Below are 24227 nucleotides of genomic sequence, written 5' to 3'. Positions count from 1 at the left end.
TTTATCTCATCCTTTTTAGCATTTGACCTAAACGGGCCTCGAGCTCCAGTAATTTAAATGGTTTCGTCATATAATCATCGGCTCCAAGCTGAAGGGATCTGGAAATGTCCCTTTCACTCTTCCGGGATGTAAGCATGAGGACTTTGTAGCGGTCCGAATCAGTTCTGGAGCGAATCTGCTCCAGTACTTCCAATCCGTCCATCTTCGGCATCACCCCGTCTAAAATCACGAGACAAGGATTTCCTTTATGCCAATCTGAGGCTATAAAAGAAGCCCCGTCTTTAAATGTTTGGATATCATACTGAATATGCTCCTCACTTGGCAGCTTCGACACAATATCCTTCATCACCGTCCGAATGATCGGATCATCATCAACGATGGCAATCTTCGTGATTTTATGAGGAATGTGCTCCATTGCCTTCCTGTCGATCCTTACGAGATTCCTGCCGCTGCCTTTCGCCTCATAGAGAGCATTATCAGCAAGCTTCAGCCATGTATCAAAAGGCTTCGTCGGATCAGCGATTTCTGCCACGCCGGCCGAAAAGGTACACGAAAAGTCCGGATTAGCCTGGAAGATCACTTGACTGAACCTCTTACGTATATCATCGACAAATGAGCACGCTTCTTTTATAGAAGTATGAGGGAACAGGATGACAAACTCTTCGCCCCCAAAGCGAAAGACCGTGTCCTGGATCCTCGTTTCAGACTTCAGATGGGAAGCAAACCCCTTCAGCACCCGATCTCCCATCAGGTGTCCGTACCGGTCGTTCACCCCTTTGAAATGGTCCAGGTCAAGGACGGCTACACAGTACGAGTCGCCCCTGCGTGCCCAGTCGCTTTGCACTTGTGCATACGCCTGACTTAAGTATTTACGGTTATAAACCAATGTCAATTCATCGATCAGTACAAGCTCTTCCATTTGCTTCTTCCGTTCCATCTGCCTTTTCACCCGCACGGTGAACTCATCAAGGTCAAAGGGCTTGGCTATGAAATCATCCGCCCCCATCTGATAGCTCTTCATTCGGACTTCCTTACTGTTTTCCACACTTACCATGACCGTTGGAATGAATGGCTGTTTCAGCTTTTTCTTAAAAAAGTCCAGTACTTCGAATCCACTCGTCCCATCCATATGAATATCGATGATCGCACAGTCCGGCCTCACATCATAGTACGACATAATGGCCTTCTCGGGATTGGCTATCGGAACGACATACCACCCGATCTTCTCCAATTCATCCTTCATATACATAAGGAAAGTCGTATCATCATCTATAAGTAACACCACAGGTTCTTCCCCATCCCTGCCTTGCTTGCCCGGGAATACCTCGATTGATTCCTCCTCATAGTGGTAGCAGTATTGAATGATATCAAAAAGTTCTTCCTTCACTTCTGTGATCGTCCACATACGCTCATCTTCTTCATTATGGTGGTCCATCAGTTTACGGGCGCTCTCCCCGATGTTATGTAAGCCCAGTACTGAGGCAGACCCCGCCATGGAGTGAATGAAGCGGTACACCTCTTCATGGGGGATGGAGGCTGCTGCCTCCCACTCTTCCAATTTTTTTCGAATATTATTAAAGAAATGCTTTGTGTATTTTTCCATAGGGCATCGTCTTCCTTTGTCGTATACTTCGCACTGAATGTTGCCAAACTCATTTCATTATACTCTCGTATTCTCTCGTTTAATAGGTGAGGGATGGAAATATTTTGTGTCTTTTTCTCTATTTTTTTAAAATAACCTGAAAAGTTTAATGTAACAAAAAAGGGGAGGCACATCTATCTGCAATGTGAAATAATTGGAAAAAAGGTTCGAAAGAATTAGTTGTTGCCTCATGACTGGAACTGGAAAAATCCCATAAAAAAACCGATGACCACTCCCTGGTCATCGGTTTTGTGTGAAGTTGGTGTTACGCTTCTTTTTGAACGAATCCTTCAAGGGCTACAAGCGCTTCTTCTTCGTCGCTTCCATCCGCAACCAACGTGACGGCAGAGCCGGTGGAGATCGCCAGACTCATCAAGCCCATGATGCTTTTGGCATTGACCTTCTTCCCGTCCTTCTCTAAGAAGATTTCAGATGAGAAACGGTTTGCCTCCTGTACGAATAATGCCGCCGGTCGCGCCTGAAGGCCCGTCTTCAATTTCACTTCTACTTGTTTTTCCACCATAGTCATTTCTCTCCCCTTTGTCCTTAATTAGGTATTGAGCTTTTCTCCCGCTCGTAACTTGTCTGCCAGCTGATCAATTTTTCGTAAGCGGTGATTGATTCCTGATTTACTGATCGTGCCACCTGACACCATTTCCCCCAGTTCTTTCAACGTGACATCCTGATAGTTCACTCGAAGCTCTGCTATCTCCCTTAGTTTATCGGGTAAAACCTGTAATCCTACATGCCTTTCGATAAACTTGATGTTTTCTACCTGTCTCAAGGCAGCACCGATGGTTTTATTCAAGTTAGCCGTCTCGCAATTCACCAGACGATTAACGGAATTCCTCATATCACGGACGATCCGTACATCCTCAAATCGGAGCAGGGCGTTGTGTGCCCCTATGATATTCAGGAACTCCGTGATCTTCTCCGCTTCCTTCAAATACGTAATGAAGCCTTTTTTTCGTTCAAGGGTCTTACTGTTCAAGCCAAAGGAATTCATCAGCTCGGACAACGCCTCGTTGTGTTCAGAATAAAGAGAAAAGATTTCTAAATGATACGATGATGTTTCCGGATTATTGACCGATCCGCCAGCAAGGAACGCTCCCCTTAGGTACGAGCGCCTGCAGCATTTCTTCTTGATCAGGTCTTCGGCTATATTATGGATAAAGGTGAAGTGTTCACCCAGTATTTTCAAGTCCTCGAGGATCATCTTTGTATCTTCTTTGATTCGTACAATGTACACATTGTTTTTCTTCAGCCGCATTTTCTTCCGTACCAGAAGCTCTACCGGGGTGTCGTACCCTTTTTTGATCAGTGTATAGATTCTTCTGGCAATGGCGGCGTTTTCGGTTTGAATATTGACGACGAGCATTTGATTCGAGAAGGACAATGAACCATTCATCCGAATCAATGCGGAAAGTTCTGCACTTGCACAGCAGCCCTTCACTTCAATATTGGTCAGTTCTTTTTTTGTTTCAGACGCAAACGACATACCCATCACCTCCTAGCAAACGCTTGCACAACCTTATACACAAGAAATTTTTCGTTGTATATCAGTTGGTTGAATCTTTCAAATAAGAATAGATAATATCCGCGACCTTCTCTGTGTTATGACGAACGAGATGATTGTCATAGGAAAGGATCTCTTCTGCAATCACTTCCAAGCCCATGGATTTTAATTTATCCACATCGAAATGAACGGGGCTTGCCTGCTCTTCATTATATCTTTCCTGCACCTCTTTTGGCACCTGTTTCTTGTTTACCAAGATATAATCAATGCTCGGTGTTTCCAGATGATCGTATAACGCCTTCACGTGGTCGCTTGCTGAATAATCCAGGGTCTCCCCTGCCTGGGTCATGATATTGCAAATATACATCTTCTTGGCTTCCGCTTGGCAGACGGCTTCGCCAATTCCGGGAACAAGAAGATTCGGTAAGATACTAGTATATAGGCTTCCCGGTCCCATCACAATTAAATCGGCTTCTTTGATGGCCCGCAACGTTTCACCTAATGCCTTGATGCTGTCCGGCTTGAGGAAGACACGCTTGATCTTCTTCCCGGCTTTCGGAATGGCGGATTCCCCCGTCACGATTGTTCCATCCTCCATTTCAGCCTTCAGGATGACACTCTGATTGGCCGACGGAAGCACCTTGCCCTTCACATTCAACACCCTGCTCATTTCCTGGATCGCATGAACGAAGTCCCCAGTGATGGAGGCGAGTGCCGCAATGATCAGATTTCCCAGTGCATGACCGGAAAGTTCATTCGTCGTTTCAAAACGATGCTGAAACATTTGTTCAACCAGTGGCTCTACTTCAGAAAGGGCGGCAAGGACATTCCGTATATCTCCCGGAGGCGGAATATCCAAACTGTCCCGTAAACGGCCGGAACTGCCACCGTCATCTGCGACGGTGACGATGGCCGATATATCAATCGGGTGTCGCTTCAATCCCCTGAGGAGGACCGGCAGGCCGGTCCCTCCCCCGATCACGACGACCTTGGGTGTATGTGTCATGTTGTTAGACCCTTTCTCTTCTGAATGTCTCGATGAGAAATTTTTGTTTGGTAGTCTTTTTCAAAATGATGTCCAAGATACTCTGCCAGCGCAACGGAACGATGCTGTCCGCCTGTACATCCGATGGCCACGACAAGCTGACTTTTGCCTTCACGCTTGTATTGAGGAAGCATGAACGAGAGTAAATCGGTTACCTTTTCGATGAATTTATTCGTTTCATTCCATTTCAACACATAGGTTGACACCTCTTCATCCAATCCCGTTTTCGGTCTCATATGATCGATATAATGGGGATTGGGGAGGAAGCGCACATCAAACACCAGATCGGCATCGATGGGAATACCGTGTTTGAAACCGAAGGATACGACGTTCACCGTGAAGATCGTTTTCTTGTTCACCGAGAATTCCGTTAGAATCTTTTCCCTAAGTTCTCTTGGCTTCATGGTGGAAGTGTTATAGATCAGCTGGGCACGCCCCTTTAATTCCTCGAGCAGCTCCCTTTCCTGTCGAATCCCTTCAAGAGGCAGGCCTGATGGCGCCAATGGATGTGAACGGCGTGTTTCCTTGTACCGTCTCACCAGGGATGAATCATCTGCATCAAGGTAAAGGATCTGGGGTGATACCCATGACGTTTCCGCCAGTTCATCCAATGCCTTAAATAGATGATCGAAGAATTCCCTTCCCCTGAGGTCCATGACAAGGGCGACCTTATTCATTTTATTACCGGACTCTTTCATCAGTTCCAAAAATTTTGGAAGAAGAGTGGGCGGCAGATTGTCCACACAGAAAAATCCTAAATCTTCAAAGCTTTGAATGGCAACGGTTTTGCCAGCTCCGGACATACCCGTTATGATGACTAATTGAACATCGTTTGTCGAACCTGTACTCATGCTCTTCCCCCGCTTTTATCGTAATATTCTATATATAAAGTTCGTTGTTTAACTTGGATCCAGTCGATAAGATAATAATTTAAAATCAGGAGTATAGGTAAATGTCCCATAAATCGTATTCTTTCCGTGCAATAGATAATCCAGAATATGATAATCTCCTTCAGCCATCGGTAAATCCTTGATGTCTTCAATCGGATGCCATTTAATCTTACCCTCTGCTGATTCCTGAAGATTGACTCCATCCGCCTCTGTTGCGAAAAAAGAAAACATCATCCACTCCGAAACGATTTGATCACCGTCTTTAATAATGAACGTAAAGACGCCTTTCAAATCAGGATTCTTTAAATAAATGCCCGTTTCCTCGCGATACTCCCGGATGACGGCATCCCTGATCGATTCACCAGACTCCATCTTCCCGCCCGGGGCGACCCACCAGTTCCTTCTTGGCTTTTGGAGAAGGAGCACTTTGTCTCCATCCAGATATAAACAATTTGTGACACGTTGCACTACCTTCACCTCAATCTTGATGATTCGGGATTCATGCATCAGTCCCGATTACAGTCAACTTCATTCCTTACATTATACTATGATTGCAGACAAGCTACAATGTCTCCGCCTGCCGGAAACCGTGTCGATTATCATCGAAAGATATTGGGACAGGTTTTGACATGTTGAGGTGTCTGCAAATGATTGGTACAGGTATACCCCACACACTATAACAGAAAAAAAAGCAAAAAAAATAGACACAGGCGATTCCTGTGTCATCTACGGGATTTATTACTTAAAAGGGGGTCAATTTCTTATTATCTATATTACCCGAAAATTGTTTCACTAGTGTTACAACAGATTTAAAACGGTATTACGGAATTGTTAATGTTTCAAACGTGGTTGTGCAAATCATCCCGAATCCCCACGAATCCTGTAAAACTAAGGTTAAAAGTCATAGTTCTTCATGATTTGATCTGCCATTAATTCGTATCCCTTCCCATTGGGATGAAGGGAATCATGAAAATAGTTTTCCTTGGACTTTCCTTTGAATAATGGATTGGTTGATACGAATGTCACATTTTCATGCTTTTCCGCTTCCTTCTTTATCGACTTATTCCAATCATCTACATATGCTTCAATTTTATCGCTGTCTTTGTCCGGGTACGGGTTATACAATCCCAACACGATGATATCCGCTTTTTTGCTCGCTGTCCCGGTAATATTCAGGATCTTATCAAGATGATCGAGATAGTCCTTTTTCGCTTCCATGATCTCATCGTGGTGTAAAGGGAACAAGTCTCCACCATTGTTCTTGATTAAATCATTGGTTCCAATATTGATGATATATACATCCGCTTCACTTAAATCCTCGGCAACCTCGGGCTTTACGATTTGTGCGAGTAACTGATCCGACTGCTGCCCCGGTATCCCTAGGTTTTGGAAGTTATACGACTTCTTCGTTTGTTCTTTGTTTACTTTCTCTTCTAACCGCCCGATGTATCCTGCTTCCTTCTTATCGCCATAGCCGTAAGTGAGGGAATCCCCCAACGCAATTACCCGCTTCTTTGAAGATGACTCTGTCTCATCTGCAAAAAAACTGAAGTAGACGATGGGAATAAGAGCAAACAGTACGACAACCCCTGCGACTTTCAACATTTTCATTCATGATCCGACCTTCCGATATAAACTGAGATGACTTTCATAATAGTCGTTATTCCCTGTTGGAGGGGTTATAATCCTGTTTATTTTTGGAAGACCGTTCGGAGATATTCACATAGACAGCTCTCCAGACATCCAGAGGTCCGTCCCTCATCACTTCTTCTGAACCCCAAACTGTGCATTCAGCTGGCCTTTGATCATTTTTTTCTTCGCTTCTTTTCTCTCTTTTATGGTGAGTTCATGTTTGATTTCTTTCGTCGTGACCCCTTCTTCACGCTGGTCGGCGATATCCATCAATCGTTCCACATCGGAAAAAGAGTATTTTCGATATCCCCTGTTGGAGCGCTGAGGGAAAATCAGATTCTTCTCTTCGTAATATCGGATCTTCCTCTCGGTCAACCCGGTCAATTCGCTCACGACTCCGATGGAAATCACTTTCTTATCTTTATAGGAAGGTTCATTATCCACGGCTGCCTCATCCTCCTAAGCAGGGAATAACTTGATTATACATGCCTTGCCATGGGTTTTGGTCTTTTATGTTAGAAAACCTCACAAAGAATTCTAAATTGGTAGAAAACTTAACAAACCAAAAGACTTTCACACATGATCCCCTTACACTAACCTTAAGAAGCCAAAAGGAGTGAACACGCATGCCATTTTTACGTGAAGCCGTTGAACGGCAGAGACAGCAATTTATTCGTCGGTTGGTAGAAGCTGGTGTTTACAAGCCATGTGATGAAGGATTGAAGAAATTGACCCTGTCGGAGTTGGTGTATGTGTTTAACAAGCATAAGAAGAATTGAACAATAAAAAAAGCCTGACGAGAGGGATCCCCTTTCGCCAGGCTTCGTTACATTAACCGTTTTTGACTTTTTCTTTCAGCTCTTCGATATAGTGCTGAGCGGTTTGTGCGGCGATGCTGCCGTCACCTGTTGCCGTTACGATTTGGCGAAGCTGTTTTTCACGGACATCGCCGGCTGCAAAGATACCAGGTACCTTTGTTTCCATTTGTTCGTTTGTTTCGATGTATCCTTCAGAGTTGATGATACCGAGGTTCGCGAATGGCTTCGTCAATGGAAGCATTCCAATATAGATGAAGACACCATCCGCCTGGAAGTCTGTTTCTTCTCCATTTTCAGTGGATACAAGAGTGACACTTCCGACTTTACCGTCTTTATCGTTGATTTCTTTCACTGTATGGTTCCAGATGAAATCCACTTTCTCGTTATCAAACGCACGCTGTTGCAGGATCTTTTGAGCACGGAGCTCGTCGCGGCGGTGAACGATCGTCACTTTGTTAGCGAATCTTGTCAGGTAAACACCTTCTTCGACGGCAGAGTCCCCTCCACCTACGACAACAAGGTCTTTTCCTTTGAAGAATGCTCCGTCACATACGGCACAGTAAGAGACTCCGCGTCCACCCAGTTCTTTTTCACCAGGGACACCGATTTTCTTATATTCTGCACCCGTTGTGATAATCACGGCACGGGCCTTGAATTCTTTCGAACCGGTTTTGACGATTTTGAAATCCTCGCCGTCCACGATTTCCTTGATGTCTCCGTATGCGTATTCTGCACCGAATTTCTTTGCATGGTCGAACATTTTATTAGAAAGATCAGGTCCAAGAATATGGTCGAAGCCAGGGTAGTTTTCCACTTCTTCCGTATTCGCCATTTGTCCGCCCGGCACTCCTCTTTCAAGCATAAGCGTTGAAAGACTGGCACGGGACGTATAAACGGCTGCAGTCATTCCTGCAGGGCCTGCACCTACAATGATTACATCATAAATTTTTTCTTCAGACATAATGACATTCTCCTTCCGAAACAGTCGTAAGCACATTCTTTATTTAATACTATGGCCATACGTTGCAATGGTGCCGAGTGGCCTTCCCTCCATAGTATGAACTTCCTACACCTATCCTATAAAAAATAGGTTCACATCGTCCAAAAATATGCTCATGGAAGGTAACTTTCCACGACCGCTATATATTTTGTCAAGGTGCTTGTGGATAAGTCGAATCGGTCGCAAAGCTGCTTCTTCGTCACCTTTTCATTCCGCAGGCGATTCCAGACGAATTCCGTTGCCGCTGCAAATGCTTTGGCATTCTTGAAGGTTTCACGTTCCTTGATGCCCCGGTAGGCAATCGTAAACCACGTAAGGAATAAGCCGGATTCCACGCTTGTAATCGGGTGATGATCGCCATATAGATGAAGGGCGACCTGATGCATATTCTGAATTTCCTGATTCACTTTGATCGAGCTGTTGCCGTTACTATTCAGTACCTGCGCCAAATACACCTTCTCGACGATGGACAGATCCTCTACATCACAAAAATCTGCGTGCGTGAGGATGGCCCTTTGATTATCTGAGATGGAGGTCAGGAATAGGCCGAATAATTTCTCTTCCGTATACTCACTTTGAAGTTTTTTCAAGATAGATGTGACGTGATTTTCAAAGCCTTCTGCCTGCTTTTGGTCGTTCCACGGCTCGAGACCTTCTTTTTCCGGGTTGACCTCCAACACTTTCTTCCACGCATTGCGGGCCGTATCTTCATGACCCGTTTCATAGGCGGAATAGGACAACCAGTAATAGAAACTCGCATCTCCTTCGAAGCCGATCTTCTGAAGGGACTTCAACCAATCATACGCACGCTTTGAATGCCCCACAAGGGCAAACGTCGCTCCAAGCTTGTAACGGTGCTCATGGAGCAGGGGACGGACCTTCTCGAGACCGTGGATCAATTCCTCCAGCTCGTCATGGCGCTTTTGATAGAAGTAAAAGACAGCCGTATTGCACAGGGCATGAAGATTACCCGGATTCTTCTCAAGCACCTCTTCCAGGGTGGCGGATGCTTTATCCACTTCCCCCAGATAGAAATAGGCAAGGGCAAGATTGTTATAAGCGGACCAGAATTCCGGATAGTCACCGATGACACCCTGTAAAGTATCCACAGCTTTCTGGAAGTGACCGGATTCGAGGAGTTCCCTTGCTTTTTCCTGCTGGACGATGAGCTCATCATGCTCATATAGATCATCCACGATCAAGTCGGAATCCAGTTCCAGAAGCTCCAGCAGGTCTTCGGCATCCTCGACGAATTCACCGTACTCTTCTTTATCCAGGTAAGTGGAGACCTGTTCGTACGCCTCTTTAAATAACCCCAAGTGGGCGTAATTATTGGCTAAGAAATAATGGCATTCCGTCATATGGGGATCAAGATCCTCTAGTATATTATGCAATAAATCATTGGAACGCTTGTATTCGCCCAGTTCTGTATACACAATCGATAATTGACAGGCAATCATCGGTTCAATCGGTTCTAATTGAAACGCTCTATTTAAATATTTTAACGATTTCTTAAGTTCACGTCGTTGATAAGCTTTCATCCCTTTGTTGTAGTAATACTCACCAGTCGGGACAAAAGACAACACTTTCGCTTCTTGACTACTTAATTTTGACCCTTTTCTCATCAAAGTCCTCCGAAACGTTCATAGTATAACTACAGTAGTATATCATACAATACACCCGTACTAAACTACCATATTTTGAGGGACGGACCTTCGCGCCTGGCGCGAAGGTCCGTCCCTCAAGGGTGTTATTTATTATGACGTTCCACGAGGACATCCAAGACCGTTTCGAGTGGAAGTTTTTGTTCCCTTAATAAGACGAGGACATGGTAGAAAAGGTCGGCGACTTCCCACTTCAATTCTTCACTGTCCCTGTTTTTCGCGGCAATGATCACTTCTGAAGCTTCTTCCCCTACTTTTTTCAGGATTTTGTCCACTCCTTCTTCAAAAAGGTAGGTTGTGTAGGCTCCTTCCGGACGCTCGATTTCACGATTTTCGATAAGTTTTTCAAGGGTGAGAAGAATATTTTCTTTTGATGATGTCTCCTCACCAAAGACTTTTTCATGGAAACAGCTGTCCTCACCCTTATGGCAGGCAGGACCTTTCTTCGAAACGAGGACGAGAAGGGCATCTTGATCGCAATCCCACGTGATATTCTGGACCGTTTGTGTATTCCCGCTCGTTTCACCCTTATGCCAAAGTTCTTGGCGTGACCGGGAATAGAACCATGTTTCCCCGGTCTCAACGGTTTTTCTAAGTGATGTTTCATTCATATAGGCTAATGTGAGTACATCCTTCGTTGCAGCATCCTGGACGATGGCGGGCACAAGGCCTTTGTCGTCATACTTCACGGATGTGATCCAATCAGTGTTGGTCATCGTACGTGCACCTCTTCTTTCCGTAAGTAGCTTTTTACTTCTTCTACACTCGTTTCTTTATAATGAAAAATGGAAGCTGCCAGGGCCGCATCGGCTTTCCCTTCTGTGAACACGTCTTTAAAGTGGGCGGCATTCCCGGCACCGCCGGAAGCAATCACGGGAATCGATACCACTTCGCTGACTGCCTTTGTAAGAGCCAGATTAAACCCTTTCTTTTCTCCATCGCTGTCCATGCTCGTCAGTAGGATTTCCCCCGCTCCGAGGGCTTCCACTTCCTTCGCCCATTCCACGGCATCAAGGTCTTTCAGCTTCCTGCCTCCGTGGGTATAAACCTTCCACCCGTTGGTTTCTTCGTCATATTTGGCATCAATCGCCACCACGATACATTGGGATCCGAAGTAATCGGCCCCTTCCCTGACCAGTTCAGGCCGAAGTACGGCTGCTGTATTCAGGGAGACCTTGTCCGCCCCTGCCCGGAGGATCGCTTTCATATCCTCCACCGAATTGATCCCTCCACCCACTGTAAAAGGAATCGCCAATTCCGCTGCCACATGTTGAACAACCTCGACCATGGTTTTCCGTCCTTCGTGTGATGCGGATATATCCAGGAACACCAGTTCATCCGCACCTTGCTCATCGTATACCTTGGCAAGTTCAACAGGGTCCCCTGCATCACGCAGTTCCACGAACTGGATGCCCTTTACCACCCGGCCGTCCTTTACGTCCAAGCAAGGGACGATACGTTTCGTTAACATGACCTCACCTCGTTTACAGCTTCACTGACAGTGAACTTCCCTGTGTAAAGAGATTTACCGCAAATGGCACCTGATACGCCCTGGGATTCATATTCCTTTAACGTCTTTAGATCTTCCAGTGAGCTAATGCCTCCAGACGCAATCACTGATTTCCCCGTTTGTTGGGCAAGATCCACAACTGCTTCAACATTGGGACCAGATAACATTCCGTCTGTGGCAATATCGGTGAATATGAATGTTTCTGCACCGGCATCAGCAAGTTCCTTTCCAAGATCGACGGCTTTAAGAGCAGAGGTTTCCAGCCATCCATGGGTCGCCACATAGCCATCCTTCGCGTCAAGTCCGATGGCAATCTTATCACCAAATTCCTGTAGCCATTCCTTCACTAATTCCGTGTTGGAAACAGCAATGCTGCCAATGATGACCCGATCGACACCCCTGTTTAAATAGTGTTCGATATCCTCTTTGGTGCGGATGCCTCCCCCGATTTGAACCTTGGCATCGAGTTTTTCTGCAACAGCAATCACAAATTCATCATTGATTCGGGAGCCTTCCTTTGCCCCGTCAAGATCCACCATATGGATCCACTCTGCCCCTTCCTCGGCGAATTTCTTTGCCATATCGAACGGGGAGTCTCCGTAAACCGTTTCCTGATTATAATCCCCTTGCACCAATCGTACGCATTTCCCGCCCCGCATATCGATGGCTGGATAAATCGTAAAACTCATGAGACCCTCTCCTTCACTCGCTTTGTAAAGTTTTCTAACAGCTGCATGCCAAGCCCGCCGCTTTTTTCAGGATGGAACTGCATGCCGTAAATATTGCCACGGCTCACGACGGCCGGGATCTCCACTCCCGCATAATCAGCACTTGCCGCAATCACGTCTTTGGATCCTTCATGCACATAATAAGAATGCACGAAGTAAACATAGCCTTCCGTTAACCCTTCTAATAGGGTGGAGCTTTTCTGGAATCGTAGAAGATTCCAGCCCATGTGAGGCACTTTATACGCATTCCCTTCCCTATCCTCTTTCGGGATGCGAAGAACTTCCCCGGGCAGCAGAGCCAATCCCTTCGTCGTTCCATTTTCCTTGCTTTCCTCAAATAGGAGCTGCATGCCCAGACAAATGCCAAGGAGAGGCTTGCCGCTTTCTGCAAACGTCAGGATGGTTTCTTTCAGATGGGTGGTTTCAAGAAGACTCATGGCATCCTTAAAGGCCCCGACCCCGGGCAGTATCAACCCATCGGCACTCAATAGCTCTTCTTGTATATCACTTATAAAGTAAGGGACGTTCAATCGTTCCAGTGCTTTACTGACACTGAACAGATTTCCCATTCCATAATCCACAATTCCGATCATGAATCATAACATTCCCTTCGTTGATGGTACCCCTTTTACACGGGGATCGATCGTGGTCGCTTCATCCAGGGCGCGTCCCAGTGCTTTGAAGATCGCTTCGATGATATGGTGGGTATTGTGACCGTAATGCACGATGACATGAAGGTTCATCCTTGCTTCAAGGGCGAGCTTCCAAAGGAATTCATGAACAAGCTCCGTATCGAATGTCCCCACTTTCTGACTCTGAAGTTCTGCACGGAATTCAAGGTGAGGGCGATTACTCAGGTCCACCACGACCTGGGCCAGGGCTTCATCCATCGGGACCATGGCCGATCCGTAACGCTTGATTCCTTTCTTGTCTCCGAGTGATTCAAGCAATGCCTGTCCGAGGCAGATGCCGATATCCTCTGTCGTGTGGTGATCGTCGACCTCCGTGTCCCCGTTCGCCTCAATCGTACAATCAAATTGTCCATGCTTCGTAAACAGATCCATCATATGACTCATGAACGGGACCCCTGTCTCGATCCTCGAATTCCCTTCCCCATCGATGCCAAAACTCAACCGGATATCTGTCTCATTCGTCTTACGCACAATCTCTGCACTTCTCACCATGATGTCCTCCTTTTTTGGAGGGACGGACCTCCTGTGGAAGGGTCCGTCCCTCTTCCCTATTTTTCTTTATCGAATCGAATCTCCACTGCCCTCGCATGGGCTTCTAGGCCCTCTAACCGGGCAAGCTTCGCGATTTTTTCGTAGTTTTTCTTCAGTGCCGTTTCACTATAGGAGATGACACTGGTCTTCTTCATAAATTCATCCACATTCAACGGACTTGAGAAACGGGCTGTCCCGTTCGTCGGGAGAACATGATTCGGTCCTGCAAAATAATCCCCGACAGGTTCTGAGCTGTATCGTCCGAGGAAGATCGCTCCGGCGTGGCGGATTTTCGCCATCGTTTCAAAGGGCTTATCCGTCAAGATTTCCAGATGCTCGGCGGCGAGCTCATTGACGAGCTCAATTCCTTCCTCTAAATCTCTCGTCACATAAATGGCACCATAGTCGAGGATGGATTGACGGGCAATCTCTTCACGGGGAAGAGTAGCCAATTGACGCTCAACCTCTCTGGATACCTCTTCCGCAAGAACCGATGAATTGGTCACGAGGACCGCTGAAGCAAGCGCATCATGCTCTGCCTGAGAAAGAAGGTCTGCAGCGATTTCATCAGCCCTCTGATTTCCGCCGGCCAGGATCACGATTTCACTCGGTCCGGCAATCATATCAATATCCACATCACCGAACACTTCCCGTTTTGCCAGGGCAACGTAAATGTTCCCCGGCCCCGTGATTTTATCCACTGGCAAGATGGATTCCGTCCCGTATGCAAGTGCGGCAACGGCTTGAGCGCCACCGACCTTAAAGATTTCCTCCACTCCCGCTACCTTCGCAGCTACGAGAACTCCCGGAGATAATGTCCCATTCTTGCCTGGGGGAGAAACCATTGTAATTCTCTTTACCCCTGCCACCTTTGCCGGCAGTACATTCATCAAGACGGATGATGGATAGGCTGCAGTTCCACCTGGAACGTACACACCAACTGAATCAAGGGGTGTGAGCTTTTGACCTAACATCGTCCCTTCCTCATCCGTTGTGAACCATGATGACCTCTTTTGCTGTTCATGGAAGGCACGGATATTATCTGCCGCTTCTTCAATGATGGAGACCATTTCCGGATCGAGAGCGGAGAAAGCTTCCTCTATCTCACGCTCAGATACCTTGTAGTTATCCAAATGGACTCCATCGAATCTCTCTGTATACTCACGTACGGCACTGTCTCCATCCTGCTTCACAGAAGCAATGATCCCCTGGACCGCCCTGCGCTGCTCTTCCGTACCACTATCCACAGAGCGCTTAATCGACGCCCCGCTTATATCCCTTATAATTTTCACAGAATTCACCAACCTTCAAGAGGGACGGACCCGTAATCAGGACCAGCTTCCCTATGTAATCTCTATTTAGAGGGACGGACCTCGATTTCCATCGATATTCCGCCCCAAAAGCTTCTTAAATGCCTGCCACCACTACATTCCGGACTCGAACAAGAGAGGTCCGTCCCTCTCACCCGATGATGCGTGTCAGCCGGGTGACGAGGTCTTCGATTTTTTCGTCTTTCATGCGGTAGCTGACGGGATTGACGATGAGGCGCGAGGTGATGCCGACGATGGTTTCATATTCGACCAGGCCGTTTTCTTTCAGTGTACGACCCGTTGATACGATATCGACGATGCGGTCGGCAAGTCCGATCAATGGGGCGAGTTCGATGGAACCGTTCAATTTAATGATTTCCACCTGCTCCCCCTGCTCCCGGAAATAGGATGAAGCGACATTCGGGTATTTCGTCGCGATCTTCGGCGCCACATCACTCATCTTCGTGTTCGGCAGTCCCGCTACCGCCAGATAGCATCCGCTGATCCGCAAATCGAGGAGCTCGTATACGTCCCTTTCTTCTTCGAGCATGACGTCTTTCCCCGCAATCCCCAGATCAGCGACACCATGTTCCACATAGGTCGGGACATCCATCGGTTTCGCCAGGATGAAACGCAGATCCTCTTCGGGCACTTCGATGATAAGCTTTCGTGAATCATCGAATTCAGGTGGAAGGTTGTAATCCGCCTTCCTTAATAGTTCCACTGCTTCTTCGAATATCCTGCCTTTAGGCATGGCAATGGTTAATGAACTCATGATGTCTCACCGCCTTTCCGGTCCTGTCCCACGACGAAGTGGACATTGCTGAACCCCTTCGTGAACTCGTCCACATCTCCTACACCCTTCCAGTTCTGCAGTACAACCTCGACCCCTTCCTTCCTCAAGTCACGCGCAAGGCCGATGGCTTCCTTCCTGCGCTCATCACTGAACAGTACACACTGCTGAAGGGTGGAAGATAATTCAACCTGCATCGCTTCCAGTACGTAGTCAAGGCGCAATCCGAAGCCTGTCGCCCCGGAATTCTTACCGAACTTTTCAAGGAGCTTATTGTATCTACCGCCATTTCCGATGGCAAACCCGACATTCTCCCCATACACTTCAAATAAAATGCCGGAATAATAGCTCATATGGCTAACAAGGCTCAAGTCGAATTTCACATATTTCTCCACTTCATAATCTTTTAAAATACTCCACAGATCTTTCAGTTGTTCCAATGCACCGAGTCCCTTTCCTCCCTCGAGGAGGCTATGCGCTTCACCGAGCACGTCTTCCGATCCCCGTAATTGCAGGAACCTGAACAGCCGCTCCTTATCGATGGATGAAAGGGCCAGTTCGTTGACATGCTGACGGTAGCCGACATAATTTTTTTCATATAAATATCGTCTTAACGTGTCTGCCCGTTCTTCGGTTCCGACGATTTGAGTGAACAGTTCCTGTACGAACCCGATATGCCCGATGGAAATCTTGAAATGCTCCAAGCCTGCTTCTTTGAGGACAGACACCATAAGGGCAATCACTTCGGCATCGGCACTGACGGAATCATCCCCGATACATTCGATCCCCACCTGTTCAAATTCTGCCGGCCGTCCGCCTTCCCGCTGCTGGGCCCTGAAGACTGAATTTGAATAGGCAAGTCTGAGAGGCGCTTCTTCTTTTAATAGCTTCGATGCTGCAATCCGCGCGATCGGGGCTGTCATATCCGGCCTGAGCACCAGTGTATGCCCCTGTTGATCCAATAGCTTGAATAACTGTTGATCGAGGATGGCCGATGCTTCCCCAACGGTTTCATAATACTCCAGGCTCGGGGTTTCAATGAACCGGTACCCCCACAGCTTCATGGCCTGTTCCATTTTCTTCTTCGTCTGATCTTTGATTTCATATAAATCAGGAAATGTATCTCTCATTCCCAATGGCTTCTCGAACATAAATAACTTAGTCATAAGAACCACCTTTGGCGTATTAATTCATCTATTTTTCCCTTAATGAGGGATTGTTACTACTTCTCGATTATTCAGAAATCCTTTAGTTCGCTAATGTGCTAATAAAATAAAGTTATTTGTAGTGTAGCGTTTCTTTTTTTATTCGTCAACCGTTTTTGCGGGGTGAATGGTCAGGGGAGGTCGGTGGCTCGGTTATCTGCCATTTTCATAATAATAAAAAAGGCAAAGACAGAATTCACTCTATCTTTGCCTTTTCCCTTATTCTTCTTTATTCAATCCATAGATGGCATCTTCCCGCCACCTTTCGGCAAGCTCCTCTTTCGTGTAGATGACTTTCATCGGGTTTCCACCGACGAATGCCCCTGCCGGCACATCTTTATGTACAAGGGTACCTGCCGAGACGATGGCGCCGTCTCCGATCTTCACGCCCGGTAAAACCGTCGTGTTGGCACCGATCATCACTTCCGATCCGATCTCCACCTCACCCAGGCGGTACTCCTTGATCAAATACTCATGGGCAAGGATCGTCGTATTATAGCCGATGACCGTATTCCGTCCCACGGAAATCTTCTCGGGAAACATCACATCCAGCATCACCATCAGGGCGAATGACGTGTGTTCTCCGATCTTCATCCGGAGAAACGTTTTATACAGCCAATTCTTCATCCCTAAAAACGGTGTGTAACGGGCGAGTTGGATGACGATGAAATTTTTGACGACCTTCCCGAATGGTACGGTTTTGTATACGTGCCAGAGGGAATTTGCTCCTTCAACAGGATAGCGGGTCGTCCGTCTCATGCAGTCGGGGCTCCCACGATCGCTAATAAATCCCTCATGTTTTCAAGCATGAAGTCCGGTTCATAGTGGGCCAGATGTTCCCTTCCCTTGGCACTCCAGGCAACACCTGCCGACAGCACGCCAGCATTTTTTCCGGCTAAAATGTCGTGGTGGTTGTCTCCGATCATGATGGCTTCACCAGGGGAAGATCCCAGTGCCACCAATGCTTTCTCGATCGGTTCCGGATGGGGCTTCGCGTTCTCCACTTCATCCAGGGTGATGATGACCTCAAAGAACGGACGAAGATTCATCAGATCCAATCCCTTCAATACCACATCACGGACCTTCGTCGACACGATCGCTAATTTGTATCCATTGTCGTAAAGGGTCTTCACGGTTTCATAGACTCCCTCAAACTCTGTCACGAGGGAATCATGATGCTCGTGATTGTAGGCGCGGTAGTGAGCGCACATTTCTTCCATCTTATCGGGATCCAACCCGCCGAAGGACTCTTCAAGAGGCGGCCCCATAAAAGGATGAACGTCTTCTTCCCCGTATTGGCCGGGATAATAATGATTCAATGTATGCAAAAAGGATGAAATGATCAGATCATTCGTGTTGATCAATGTCCCATCCAAGTCAAATAGAATTGTTGTAATCCTGCTCATAATGCAGCTCCTTTTCTTTCTTGGCATCAACTTTATTCCAGATATAAGCGACCAGCATGGTTAACAGGATCGCGGTCACCAGCCTGATCAAAAGAAGTGGCAGTACAGGTATGCCAAGGGGTATGAAGATCACTGTATCCTCCACCACTGCATGACATGCCACTAAAAATAGGAAAGCGATGGTGACATCTTTCTTACTTACCCCGTCTTCCTTGACCGCCTGGATCATGACACCCGCACCGTAGGCGAGACCGATGACAAGTCCAGCTACCATCGTCGTCGACGTATTCTCATTCATTCCGAGGGCCCGTGTGGCAGGTGACATCCAACGGGAAAAGGCATCCATCCATTTCAGATCTTTCATCACCTGGATGATGATCATCAGAGGAATGACGATCAGGGCCAATTGCAGAACACCGAACCCTGCTTTTTCAAGCCCTAGCAAGACGATTTCTCCCCATCCATCGGGCTCCGCCTGCTGAGGGGGCATCATCCCGTACTTCGCTATGTCAGATCCGCCGCTCCACACGAGATTGATGATGACGGCCGACAGGAGAGCGAGTCCGATCCTCACTGTGACTATCAGCCAGATCTTCACGCCCACTTTTGACGCGACTGTCGATTCAATGAACAGATTATGTGAGAAAGACAGCATCACCGCAATGATGAATACTTCCTTCACCGTTAAATCAAGGGACAAAATCCCGCCGATCCCTGCATATAGGTTAAGGAAATTCCCAAGGACAAGGGGAATCGCCGCATCGCCCGACAGACCGAGAAGCCTCATGAACGGCGAGATCTTCTCCATGATCCACGGCAGGACCGGTGTGTATTGCAGCAAAAAGACGATCAGCGTGATCGGAAAAATGACTTTCCCCAGCGACCACGTTGTTTTCAAGCCTGTGAGTCCGCCATTTTTCAAAGATGACATCCACATAGTTCCCTCTCCCCTTTTGTTATGCGTTCACTGTATCTGTCTTTTCATCGTATGCTTTTTGGGCAAGACCCGTTTTTCTTCTGTAAAAGAACACAGCAATCGCTGCAATGATCAGGACGATGGAGATCACTTGAGCGAACCGTAAAGATCCGAGCATCAGGCTATCCGTCCTCAGACCCTCTACATAGAATCGTCCGATTGAATACCAGATCACATAGACGAGGAACAATTCTCCCCGTCGCAGCCAGTCGGCTTTTCTTCTCAGAACAAGCAGCAGGATCAACCCTGCGAAGCTCCAAAGAGATTCATATAAGAAGGTCGGCTGGTAATACGCCCCGTCGATGTACATTTGATTGATGATGAATTCAGGAAGCTTCAAACTTTCAAGGAATGAGCGTGACACCTCACCGCCATGTGCCTCCTGGTTCACAAAGTTCCCCCAGCGTCCGATCGCCTGACCGAGGATGATGCTTGGTGCGGCGATATCCGTCAGCTTCCAGAAAGACAACCCTTTGATTTTTGCAAAAACAACCGTCGTGAGGACGGATCCGATCAACGCACCATGGATGGCAATCCCGCCATTCCATACTTTGATGATATCCCCGGGATGATCAGCATAATAATTGTCCCACTCAAAGGCCACATAATAAATCCTGGCACAGATAATGGCGATGGGAATCGCCCAGACGAGCAAATCGATAAAGGTATCGGGATGAAGACCTAATCGCTTGCTTTCACGAATGACTAAGTAAAGTCCCAGTGCAATTCCAAGTCCGATGATGACTCCATACCAGTGTACCTGGATGGGACCGAGGGAAATGGCAATAGGATCGATTGGCGTTATATTCTCGTTCATTATGTCTCTCCTTTTTTATTATATGTAAAGCTTAGATATCTTCATTCTCCCCGTCTTCAATCACATCAGCCAGACGGTTTGTAAACTGTTCGGCTGCATTGACGCCCATTCGCTTCAGGCGGAAGTTCATGGCAGCCACCTCGATGATGACGGCAAGGTTTCGTCCCGGACGGACCGGCACGGTATATTTCGTAATATCCGTATCAATGATTCTCATTTTCTCTTCTTCCAGCCCAAGGCGGTCGTACTGTTTCGTTTTATCCCATAGCTCAAGATTGATGCACAGGGTAATGCGCTTGTAGCTCCGCACTGCTCCGGCACCGAACAACGTCATCACATTGATGATGCCGAGTCCACGGATCTCAAGGAGATGTTCGATTAACTCAGGAGAGCTGCCGATCAACGTATCCATGTCTTCCTGTCTGATTTCCACACAGTCATCGGCCACAAGGCGGTGCCCTCTTTTCACAAGCTCAAGGGCGGTTTCACTTTTCCCGACGCCGCTTTTTCCCGTGATCAATACACCGACCCCATAGATGTCGACCAATACACCGTGGATGGCCGTCGTAGGAGCAAGCTTACTTTCCAAGTAATTCGTCAGTCTTGAGGAAAACCGTGTCGTTTTCATGGATGAACGCATGACAGGGACATCATATCGATTCGCCGCTTCCACCAGCTCATCCGGTATCTCCAGGTCCCTCGAAATAATGATGCCAGGGGTGATATCTGTACAAAGCGCTTCCATCCTGCGCTTGCGTTCTGATTCATCCAGTAATTCCAGGAAGGACAATTCGGTCTTCCCCAGTAATTGAATGCGTTCGGCGGGATAGTAGTTGAAATATCCGGCCATTTCAAGTCCTGGACGGGAAATATCACTCGTCGTAATCGGTCTATGTAAACCCTCTTCTCCGCCGACAAGGTCCAATTTAAACTTCTCGACGATATCTTTTGTGCGAACTTTAGCCACAAGCAGCTCCTCCTTCACGTTACACTCGCTTCATATTTATAAGCGTACTCTAACCTATTTTAGCAATAATGGAGAAAAGCGCAAGGAGGCTTGCTTAGTCAAAGGAATGAACAAAAGCGCAGCCCCGGCTACGCTTCTGAGAATGCTTTGATGATCGACATGATCTCTTTATGGGTGGAGATGGAATCGAGAACATTGAAGTCATGCTCAAGGCTGTGATTTGCACCTTTGATCAGATGCACCTCCAGGCGTTGATTCGTTTTAAGTTCATGGAATCTCCCCTCATCATAATGACGATCACCATCCCCGATGATACAAAGCCCCTCCTGCTTACTATCCAACATGGCCTGAAAGATTTCATCCTCTTTCAGTAAGGGGGTCAACCAGATGAACTTGGCCTCCTGTAGGGACTCCCTCGCTGATTCAGCCCCTAAAGACAATGTCCCGAACGACTTGGCCACGATGTGGATATGTGGATAGGTATGATCCTGCAATACTTTATCGATGACCTTATTCACATCGTACTTTAAGGCATCGTCCACCTCTTCCACAGAAAATCTTTCGTAGTCCGCATTCGTATATTGATAGTTAACATGCAGCACGTCAAATCCCTTCTGCAGATATATGCCTGTCGAATAATGAAGCAAAGGTGCCTGCACACTGTAACCGAGCCCCGGCAAGAGGATAGCGATCCCTTCAGCGTTTTCTCCCTGGGATAATCGCGTGTACGGTACATCGATTTCCCCATATCCCTTGATTACACCAGTTGTCATTTTCATATGAAAACCACTCCCCTTTCCAAGTATTTCTATTTTAAAATAGGAAACCCCTTTTTTGATCATAAAAAAACTCCGGCTAGAGAAAACCGGAGTCCTTTTGTATTCATTTCTCTTTCATCGGGTCGAGCACCGCTTTCTGGATCACCAAATTGGCAAGTGACAAAATGATCGATGCCAGAAAGGCCATGCCGAAACCTGAGAGTTCAAAACTGCTTCCCATCAGACCATCCGTCAGTAATAACGTGATGGCGTTGATGACGAATAGAAACAGTCCCAGTGATAAAATCGTGACCGGCAATGTCAGGATGATCAAAATCGGTTTCACGAGCACATTCAGAATCGACAGGATAAAGCTCGCTCCTATCGCCGCTCCGATCCCCGACACTTCAAACCCGTCAAAAAAGCCGGCTAATGCAATAAAGATCACTGCATTGATTAAAATTCCAATAATCCATCTCATTATCTGATGGCTTCCTCCTCATGTGGCAGCACGAAGGCCAATAAACCATATACGACAGCCAGTGGGAAAAACCCCGTTGGAATGAGCAGGATGATGAAGATCACCCTAAGGATCGTTGAATCAATCCCTACATAACGGGACAATCCACCAATCACCCCGGCAAGCTTACGGTCAGACCTTGATCGTGCTAATCGTTTTTTCATCGTTATTCCTTCTTTCTCATCTTATGCGTTGTCCTTATTAACATTCTTCTGTTCATGTTTTTTTATGAGGACAGATCCCGCTTTTGTTTCCGCAAAAAGATGAAGCTTATCCGCTGAATCCGTCTTACGGCTGAAACGAATCGATTTCTGCACCACTTCATTTTTTTCCTCTAATACATCAATACCCTGCAGTTCGACCTTGAAACTACCGAAATTCGATTTGGCTTCTCCTGAAATATTGATATTTTCAGGAACAAACAAATCAATATTTCCCGTCACTGTTTTTGCATGTACCGTATCGGATTTCTCCCCGGTCAATGCACATACGATATTTCCATTCAGGGATTGAACATCGGAGTAGGAGATATCACCTTCAACATGCACCTTCCCGTTAATGGATTCCGCCTCTATATGATCCGCTTTTGCGTTCAAAATGGAGATCGCACCGTTGGATGTTTCGACTTCCGCTTTCTTAGCAGTCAGGCGGTCGATCTGGATCTTCCCATTGGCTGCCTTGGCACGAAGGTCCTGAACCTCTAAATCCCCCGCTTTTAACCCACCATTGAATAAACGGACAGAAATCCTTTTATACTGGTGTTTCGGGATATAGAGCTTGGAGTCCACCTTCATCCACTTTAATTGCGTCGAGTAATAAAGTGTATCCCCGTCGATGGCAAAGGACGTATTCTCCATGAACTGCTTTCTCGCTTCTTCATGGTCTTCCGTGCGATACACCTTGGCTTCACATTCCACCCGGACTTCCTCACCATCCCATGGAATCAATTCCACCTTCCCATTGGCCACATCGATATCGATTTTTTCAAACTCCGTATTCGGCTGCTGATAGACATGGGACAATTCTACCGACTGATTCCATTGAAAGTCGAAGTCGAAATTCTTGATCTTAGAGAGGGCCGAATTCATGAAATCAAGGAGCTTATCTTTCGGATTCTCTGAATGGGATGAGTGCTCTTTTTCATCCTTTTTTTCATCTTGAAAAATCGATACAAACTCATCAAGGAAATCCTTCTCTTTTTTCGGTTTCGATGTATGCGGCTTTTCTTCAAGTGCTTCCAATAATGCCACTGCTTCCTGTGCCGATATCGTTCCATTTTCCAACATATCCAAAATGCGTTTGCGTTCTTCATTCATACTCTTTCATCCCCTTTATTGATTATAAAAGTACTTTGATGCCCTTATACACATTCCAAATGACCACGACAACACTAAGTAATATGGCTAAACCGATCATGATGACGGTAAAGACAGGCAATCCCGCCCCACTTGCGAAAACCCCCATATCCATAACCAACCCTGCGAACACAAGGGGAACCGCTATGACCGGTAACAAATGAGATAAAAACGCTGATTTGGCGTCCTTTTTCACGTATGGATGATCGGATACAAAATAGACGATCAGGGGAAAAAGGAAGCCGGCAAAAAATATACTAAAATAGCATAGGGCCGACAGTACCTTATTGGTCTCCATCTTCATCATCTCCTCTACTATTATTTACGATACGCTGGGCAAAAAGTTTCAATGCATTTGTTATAATCTTATTTTCTCATATGGGAAGTGTGCCTAGACTCCATCTGGAGGCTGAGTTTGGGTAGGTATGGGGAGGTGTTTTTCTATATTCCCC

Annotated in this window: 29 protein-coding genes; 1 reads left to right on the top strand and 28 read right to left on the bottom strand. The window is 46.7% G+C overall.

The genetic code is table 11. The features are described 5' to 3' along the window. Position 1: 1 nt before the first annotated feature. The 8 genes from BVI01S_RS11155 to BVI01S_RS11120 form a co-directional block, all read right to left on the bottom strand. Positions 2-1603 (bottom strand): GGDEF domain-containing response regulator, encoded by a 1602-nt coding sequence (locus BVI01S_RS11155; RefSeq protein ID WP_061810187.1) that lies wholly within the window; start codon positions 1601-1603, stop codon positions 2-4. A gap of 304 nt (positions 1604-1907) precedes the next feature. Beyond that, positions 1908-2165 carry an HPr family phosphocarrier protein gene (locus BVI01S_RS11150; protein ID WP_034764237.1) on the bottom strand — a complete coding sequence of 86 codons (258 nt, stop codon included), beginning with the start codon at positions 2163-2165 and terminating at the stop codon, positions 1908-1910. 27 nt (positions 2166-2192) lie between these two features. Continuing rightward, positions 2193-3140: a DNA-binding protein WhiA gene (gene whiA, locus BVI01S_RS11145; RefSeq protein ID WP_061810186.1), complete on the bottom strand. Its 948-nt coding sequence runs from the start codon at positions 3138-3140 to the stop codon at positions 2193-2195. Positions 3141-3201: 61 nt separating this feature from the next. Next, positions 3202-4164 (bottom strand): gluconeogenesis morphogenetic factor MgfK, encoded by a 963-nt coding sequence (gene mgfK, locus BVI01S_RS11140; protein ID WP_034764243.1) that lies wholly within the window; start codon positions 4162-4164, stop codon positions 3202-3204. Then, on the bottom strand, positions 4161-5054 hold the full coding sequence (gene rapZ / locus BVI01S_RS11135) for an RNase adapter RapZ (protein ID WP_034764245.1): 894 nt from the start codon (positions 5052-5054) through the stop codon (positions 4161-4163). The genes mgfK and rapZ overlap by 4 nt, the downstream gene beginning before the upstream one ends. 48 nt (positions 5055-5102) lie before the next feature. Continuing rightward, on the bottom strand, positions 5103-5561 hold the full coding sequence (locus BVI01S_RS11130) for an 8-oxo-dGTP diphosphatase (protein ID WP_061810191.1): 459 nt from the start codon (positions 5559-5561) through the stop codon (positions 5103-5105). A gap of 426 nt (positions 5562-5987) precedes the next feature. Next, entirely contained in the window at positions 5988-6704 is a 717-nt protein-coding gene (locus BVI01S_RS11125) for a GDSL-type esterase/lipase family protein (RefSeq protein ID WP_061810185.1), read from the bottom strand. A gap of 150 nt (positions 6705-6854) precedes the next feature. Further along, positions 6855-7169 carry a MerR family transcriptional regulator gene (locus tag BVI01S_RS11120; protein ID WP_034764248.1) on the bottom strand — a complete coding sequence of 105 codons (315 nt, stop codon included), beginning with the start codon at positions 7167-7169 and terminating at the stop codon, positions 6855-6857. Between the two features lie 182 nt (positions 7170-7351). Between BVI01S_RS11120 and BVI01S_RS22185 the strand changes: the two genes are divergently transcribed. After that, complete coding sequence (locus BVI01S_RS22185) at positions 7352-7504, top strand: Fur-regulated basic protein FbpA (protein WP_082386330.1); 153 nt, start codon at positions 7352-7354, stop codon at positions 7502-7504. 52 nt (positions 7505-7556) lie between these two features. On the opposite strand, the gene trxB is transcribed toward BVI01S_RS22185, so the two are convergent. From trxB to BVI01S_RS11020, 20 genes are all read right to left on the bottom strand, one after another. Further along, on the bottom strand, positions 7557-8504 hold the full coding sequence (gene trxB / locus BVI01S_RS11115; protein ID WP_061810184.1) for a thioredoxin-disulfide reductase: 948 nt from the start codon (positions 8502-8504) through the stop codon (positions 7557-7559). Between the two features lie 152 nt (positions 8505-8656). Then, positions 8657-10168: a tetratricopeptide repeat protein gene (locus BVI01S_RS11110; protein ID WP_061810183.1), complete on the bottom strand. Its 1512-nt coding sequence runs from the start codon at positions 10166-10168 to the stop codon at positions 8657-8659. Positions 10169-10293: 125 nt separating this feature from the next. Then, positions 10294-10923, bottom strand: coding sequence for a bifunctional phosphoribosyl-AMP cyclohydrolase/phosphoribosyl-ATP diphosphatase HisIE (hisIE, locus tag BVI01S_RS11105; RefSeq protein ID WP_061810182.1), 630 nt, complete (start codon positions 10921-10923; stop codon positions 10294-10296). Continuing rightward, positions 10920-11678 carry an imidazole glycerol phosphate synthase subunit HisF gene (hisF, locus tag BVI01S_RS11100; protein WP_061810181.1) on the bottom strand — a complete coding sequence of 253 codons (759 nt, stop codon included), beginning with the start codon at positions 11676-11678 and terminating at the stop codon, positions 10920-10922. The genes hisIE and hisF overlap by 4 nt, the downstream gene beginning before the upstream one ends. Next, positions 11672-12406, bottom strand: coding sequence for a 1-(5-phosphoribosyl)-5-[(5-phosphoribosylamino)methylideneamino]imidazole-4-carboxamide isomerase (gene hisA / locus BVI01S_RS11095; protein WP_061810180.1), 735 nt, complete (start codon positions 12404-12406; stop codon positions 11672-11674). Before hisA ends, hisF begins: the two co-directional genes overlap by 7 nt. After that, on the bottom strand, positions 12403-13038 hold the full coding sequence (gene hisH / locus BVI01S_RS11090) for an imidazole glycerol phosphate synthase subunit HisH (protein WP_061810179.1): 636 nt from the start codon (positions 13036-13038) through the stop codon (positions 12403-12405). Before hisH ends, hisA begins: the two co-directional genes overlap by 4 nt. A 3-nt stretch (positions 13039-13041) precedes the next feature. Further along, positions 13042-13626, bottom strand: coding sequence for an imidazoleglycerol-phosphate dehydratase HisB (gene hisB / locus BVI01S_RS11085; RefSeq protein WP_174523026.1), 585 nt, complete (start codon positions 13624-13626; stop codon positions 13042-13044). Positions 13627-13685: 59 nt separating this feature from the next. Next, on the bottom strand, positions 13686-14960 hold the full coding sequence (hisD, locus tag BVI01S_RS11080; RefSeq protein ID WP_061810177.1) for a histidinol dehydrogenase: 1275 nt from the start codon (positions 14958-14960) through the stop codon (positions 13686-13688). Between the two features lie 169 nt (positions 14961-15129). Further along, on the bottom strand, positions 15130-15753 hold the full coding sequence (gene hisG, locus BVI01S_RS11075; RefSeq protein WP_034764282.1) for an ATP phosphoribosyltransferase: 624 nt from the start codon (positions 15751-15753) through the stop codon (positions 15130-15132). Continuing rightward, the gene (locus tag BVI01S_RS11070) at positions 15750-16937 is read right to left on the bottom strand and encodes an ATP phosphoribosyltransferase regulatory subunit (RefSeq protein WP_061810176.1); all 1188 of its coding nucleotides are present in this window, start codon (positions 16935-16937) and stop codon (positions 15750-15752) included. The genes hisG and BVI01S_RS11070 overlap by 4 nt, the downstream gene beginning before the upstream one ends. Before the next feature lie 258 nt (positions 16938-17195). Next, positions 17196-17735, bottom strand: coding sequence for an acyltransferase (locus BVI01S_RS11065; protein WP_061810175.1), 540 nt, complete (start codon positions 17733-17735; stop codon positions 17196-17198). Then, entirely contained in the window at positions 17732-18382 is a 651-nt protein-coding gene (gene ppaX, locus BVI01S_RS11060; protein WP_034764291.1) for a pyrophosphatase PpaX, read from the bottom strand. Before ppaX ends, BVI01S_RS11065 begins: the two co-directional genes overlap by 4 nt. Continuing rightward, positions 18354-19319 (bottom strand): nucleoside recognition domain-containing protein, encoded by a 966-nt coding sequence (locus BVI01S_RS11055; protein ID WP_061810174.1) that lies wholly within the window; start codon positions 19317-19319, stop codon positions 18354-18356. The genes ppaX and BVI01S_RS11055 overlap by 29 nt, the downstream gene beginning before the upstream one ends. Positions 19320-19338: 19 nt before the next feature. Next, on the bottom strand, positions 19339-20175 hold the full coding sequence (lgt, locus tag BVI01S_RS11050) for a prolipoprotein diacylglyceryl transferase (protein WP_034764296.1): 837 nt from the start codon (positions 20173-20175) through the stop codon (positions 19339-19341). A gap of 31 nt (positions 20176-20206) precedes the next feature. Continuing rightward, complete coding sequence (hprK, locus tag BVI01S_RS11045) at positions 20207-21142, bottom strand: HPr(Ser) kinase/phosphatase (RefSeq protein ID WP_034764299.1); 936 nt, start codon at positions 21140-21142, stop codon at positions 20207-20209. 128 nt (positions 21143-21270) lie between these two features. Further along, the gene (locus BVI01S_RS11040; protein WP_034764668.1) at positions 21271-21921 is read right to left on the bottom strand and encodes a hypothetical protein; all 651 of its coding nucleotides are present in this window, start codon (positions 21919-21921) and stop codon (positions 21271-21273) included. A 103-nt stretch (positions 21922-22024) separates the two neighbouring features. Continuing rightward, positions 22025-22381: a phage holin family protein gene (locus BVI01S_RS11035; RefSeq protein ID WP_034764302.1), complete on the bottom strand. Its 357-nt coding sequence runs from the start codon at positions 22379-22381 to the stop codon at positions 22025-22027. Further along, a complete protein-coding gene (locus tag BVI01S_RS11030) occupies positions 22381-22584 on the bottom strand; it encodes a PspC domain-containing protein (protein WP_061810172.1) in 204 nt (67 codons plus the stop codon). The genes BVI01S_RS11035 and BVI01S_RS11030 overlap by 1 nt, the downstream gene beginning before the upstream one ends. Positions 22585-22605: 21 nt before the next feature. After that, positions 22606-23736 carry a DUF4097 family beta strand repeat-containing protein gene (locus BVI01S_RS11025; protein WP_061810171.1) on the bottom strand — a complete coding sequence of 377 codons (1131 nt, stop codon included), beginning with the start codon at positions 23734-23736 and terminating at the stop codon, positions 22606-22608. 22 nt (positions 23737-23758) lie between these two features. Continuing rightward, on the bottom strand, positions 23759-24073 hold the full coding sequence (locus BVI01S_RS11020; RefSeq protein ID WP_061810170.1) for a magnetosome magnetite crystal formation protein family: 315 nt from the start codon (positions 24071-24073) through the stop codon (positions 23759-23761). Between the last annotated feature and the right edge of the window lie 154 nt (positions 24074-24227).

It is taken from the genome of Rossellomorea vietnamensis NBRC 101237 (genome assembly GCF_001591825.1).
In the GTDB taxonomy this organism is placed as follows: Bacteria; Bacillota; Bacilli; order Bacillales; family Bacillaceae_B; genus Rossellomorea; species Rossellomorea vietnamensis.
The sequence above is the reverse complement of the archived record's forward strand: the minus strand, read 5'-3'. Positions and strand labels throughout refer to the sequence as shown.

Bases quoted from the DNA above. Each gene is read 5' to 3' on its own strand.
- BVI01S_RS11155 (WP_061810187.1), bottom strand. From the start codon at position 1,603: ATGGAAAAATACACAAAGCATTTCTTTAATAATATTCGAAAAAAATTG.
- BVI01S_RS11150 (WP_034764237.1), bottom strand. From the start codon at position 2,165: ATGGTGGAAAAACAAGTAGAAGTGAAATTGAAGACGGGCCTTCAGGCG.
- whiA (WP_061810186.1), bottom strand. From the start codon at position 3,140: ATGTCGTTTGCGTCTGAAACAAAAAAAGAACTGACCAATATTGAAGTG.
- mgfK (WP_034764243.1), bottom strand. From the start codon at position 4,164: ATGACACATACACCCAAGGTCGTCGTGATCGGGGGAGGGACCGGCCTG.
- rapZ (WP_034764245.1), bottom strand. From the start codon at position 5,054: ATGAGTACAGGTTCGACAAACGATGTTCAATTAGTCATCATAACGGGT.
- BVI01S_RS11125 (WP_061810185.1), bottom strand. From the start codon at position 6,704: ATGAAAATGTTGAAAGTCGCAGGGGTTGTCGTACTGTTTGCTCTTATT.
- BVI01S_RS22185 (WP_082386330.1), top strand. From the start codon at position 7,352: ATGCCATTTTTACGTGAAGCCGTTGAACGGCAGAGACAGCAATTTATT.
- trxB (WP_061810184.1), bottom strand. From the start codon at position 8,504: ATGTCTGAAGAAAAAATTTATGATGTAATCATTGTAGGTGCAGGCCCT.
- BVI01S_RS11110 (WP_061810183.1), bottom strand. From the start codon at position 10,168: ATGAGAAAAGGGTCAAAATTAAGTAGTCAAGAAGCGAAAGTGTTGTCT.
- hisIE (WP_061810182.1), bottom strand. From the start codon at position 10,923: ATGACCAACACTGATTGGATCACATCCGTGAAGTATGACGACAAAGGC.
- hisF (WP_061810181.1), bottom strand. From the start codon at position 11,678: ATGTTAACGAAACGTATCGTCCCTTGCTTGGACGTAAAGGACGGCCGG.
- hisA (WP_061810180.1), bottom strand. From the start codon at position 12,406: ATGAGTTTTACGATTTATCCAGCCATCGATATGCGGGGCGGGAAATGC.
- hisH (WP_061810179.1), bottom strand. From the start codon at position 13,038: ATGATCGGAATTGTGGATTATGGAATGGGAAATCTGTTCAGTGTCAGT.
- hisG (WP_034764282.1), bottom strand. From the start codon at position 15,753: ATGAGTTCATTAACCATTGCCATGCCTAAAGGCAGGATATTCGAAGAA.
- BVI01S_RS11070 (WP_061810176.1), bottom strand. From the start codon at position 16,937: ATGACTAAGTTATTTATGTTCGAGAAGCCATTGGGAATGAGAGATACA.
- BVI01S_RS11065 (WP_061810175.1), bottom strand. From the start codon at position 17,735: ATGAGACGGACGACCCGCTATCCTGTTGAAGGAGCAAATTCCCTCTGG.
- ppaX (WP_034764291.1), bottom strand. From the start codon at position 18,382: ATGAGCAGGATTACAACAATTCTATTTGACTTGGATGGGACATTGATC.
- BVI01S_RS11055 (WP_061810174.1), bottom strand. From the start codon at position 19,319: ATGTGGATGTCATCTTTGAAAAATGGCGGACTCACAGGCTTGAAAACA.
- lgt (WP_034764296.1), bottom strand. From the start codon at position 20,175: ATGAACGAGAATATAACGCCAATCGATCCTATTGCCATTTCCCTCGGT.
- BVI01S_RS11040 (WP_034764668.1), bottom strand. From the start codon at position 21,921: ATGAAAATGACAACTGGTGTAATCAAGGGATATGGGGAAATCGATGTA.
- BVI01S_RS11035 (WP_034764302.1), bottom strand. From the start codon at position 22,381: ATGAGATGGATTATTGGAATTTTAATCAATGCAGTGATCTTTATTGCA.
- BVI01S_RS11030 (WP_061810172.1), bottom strand. From the start codon at position 22,584: ATGAAAAAACGATTAGCACGATCAAGGTCTGACCGTAAGCTTGCCGGG.
- BVI01S_RS11025 (WP_061810171.1), bottom strand. From the start codon at position 23,736: ATGAATGAAGAACGCAAACGCATTTTGGATATGTTGGAAAATGGAACG.
- BVI01S_RS11020 (WP_061810170.1), bottom strand. From the start codon at position 24,073: ATGGAGACCAATAAGGTACTGTCGGCCCTATGCTATTTTAGTATATTT.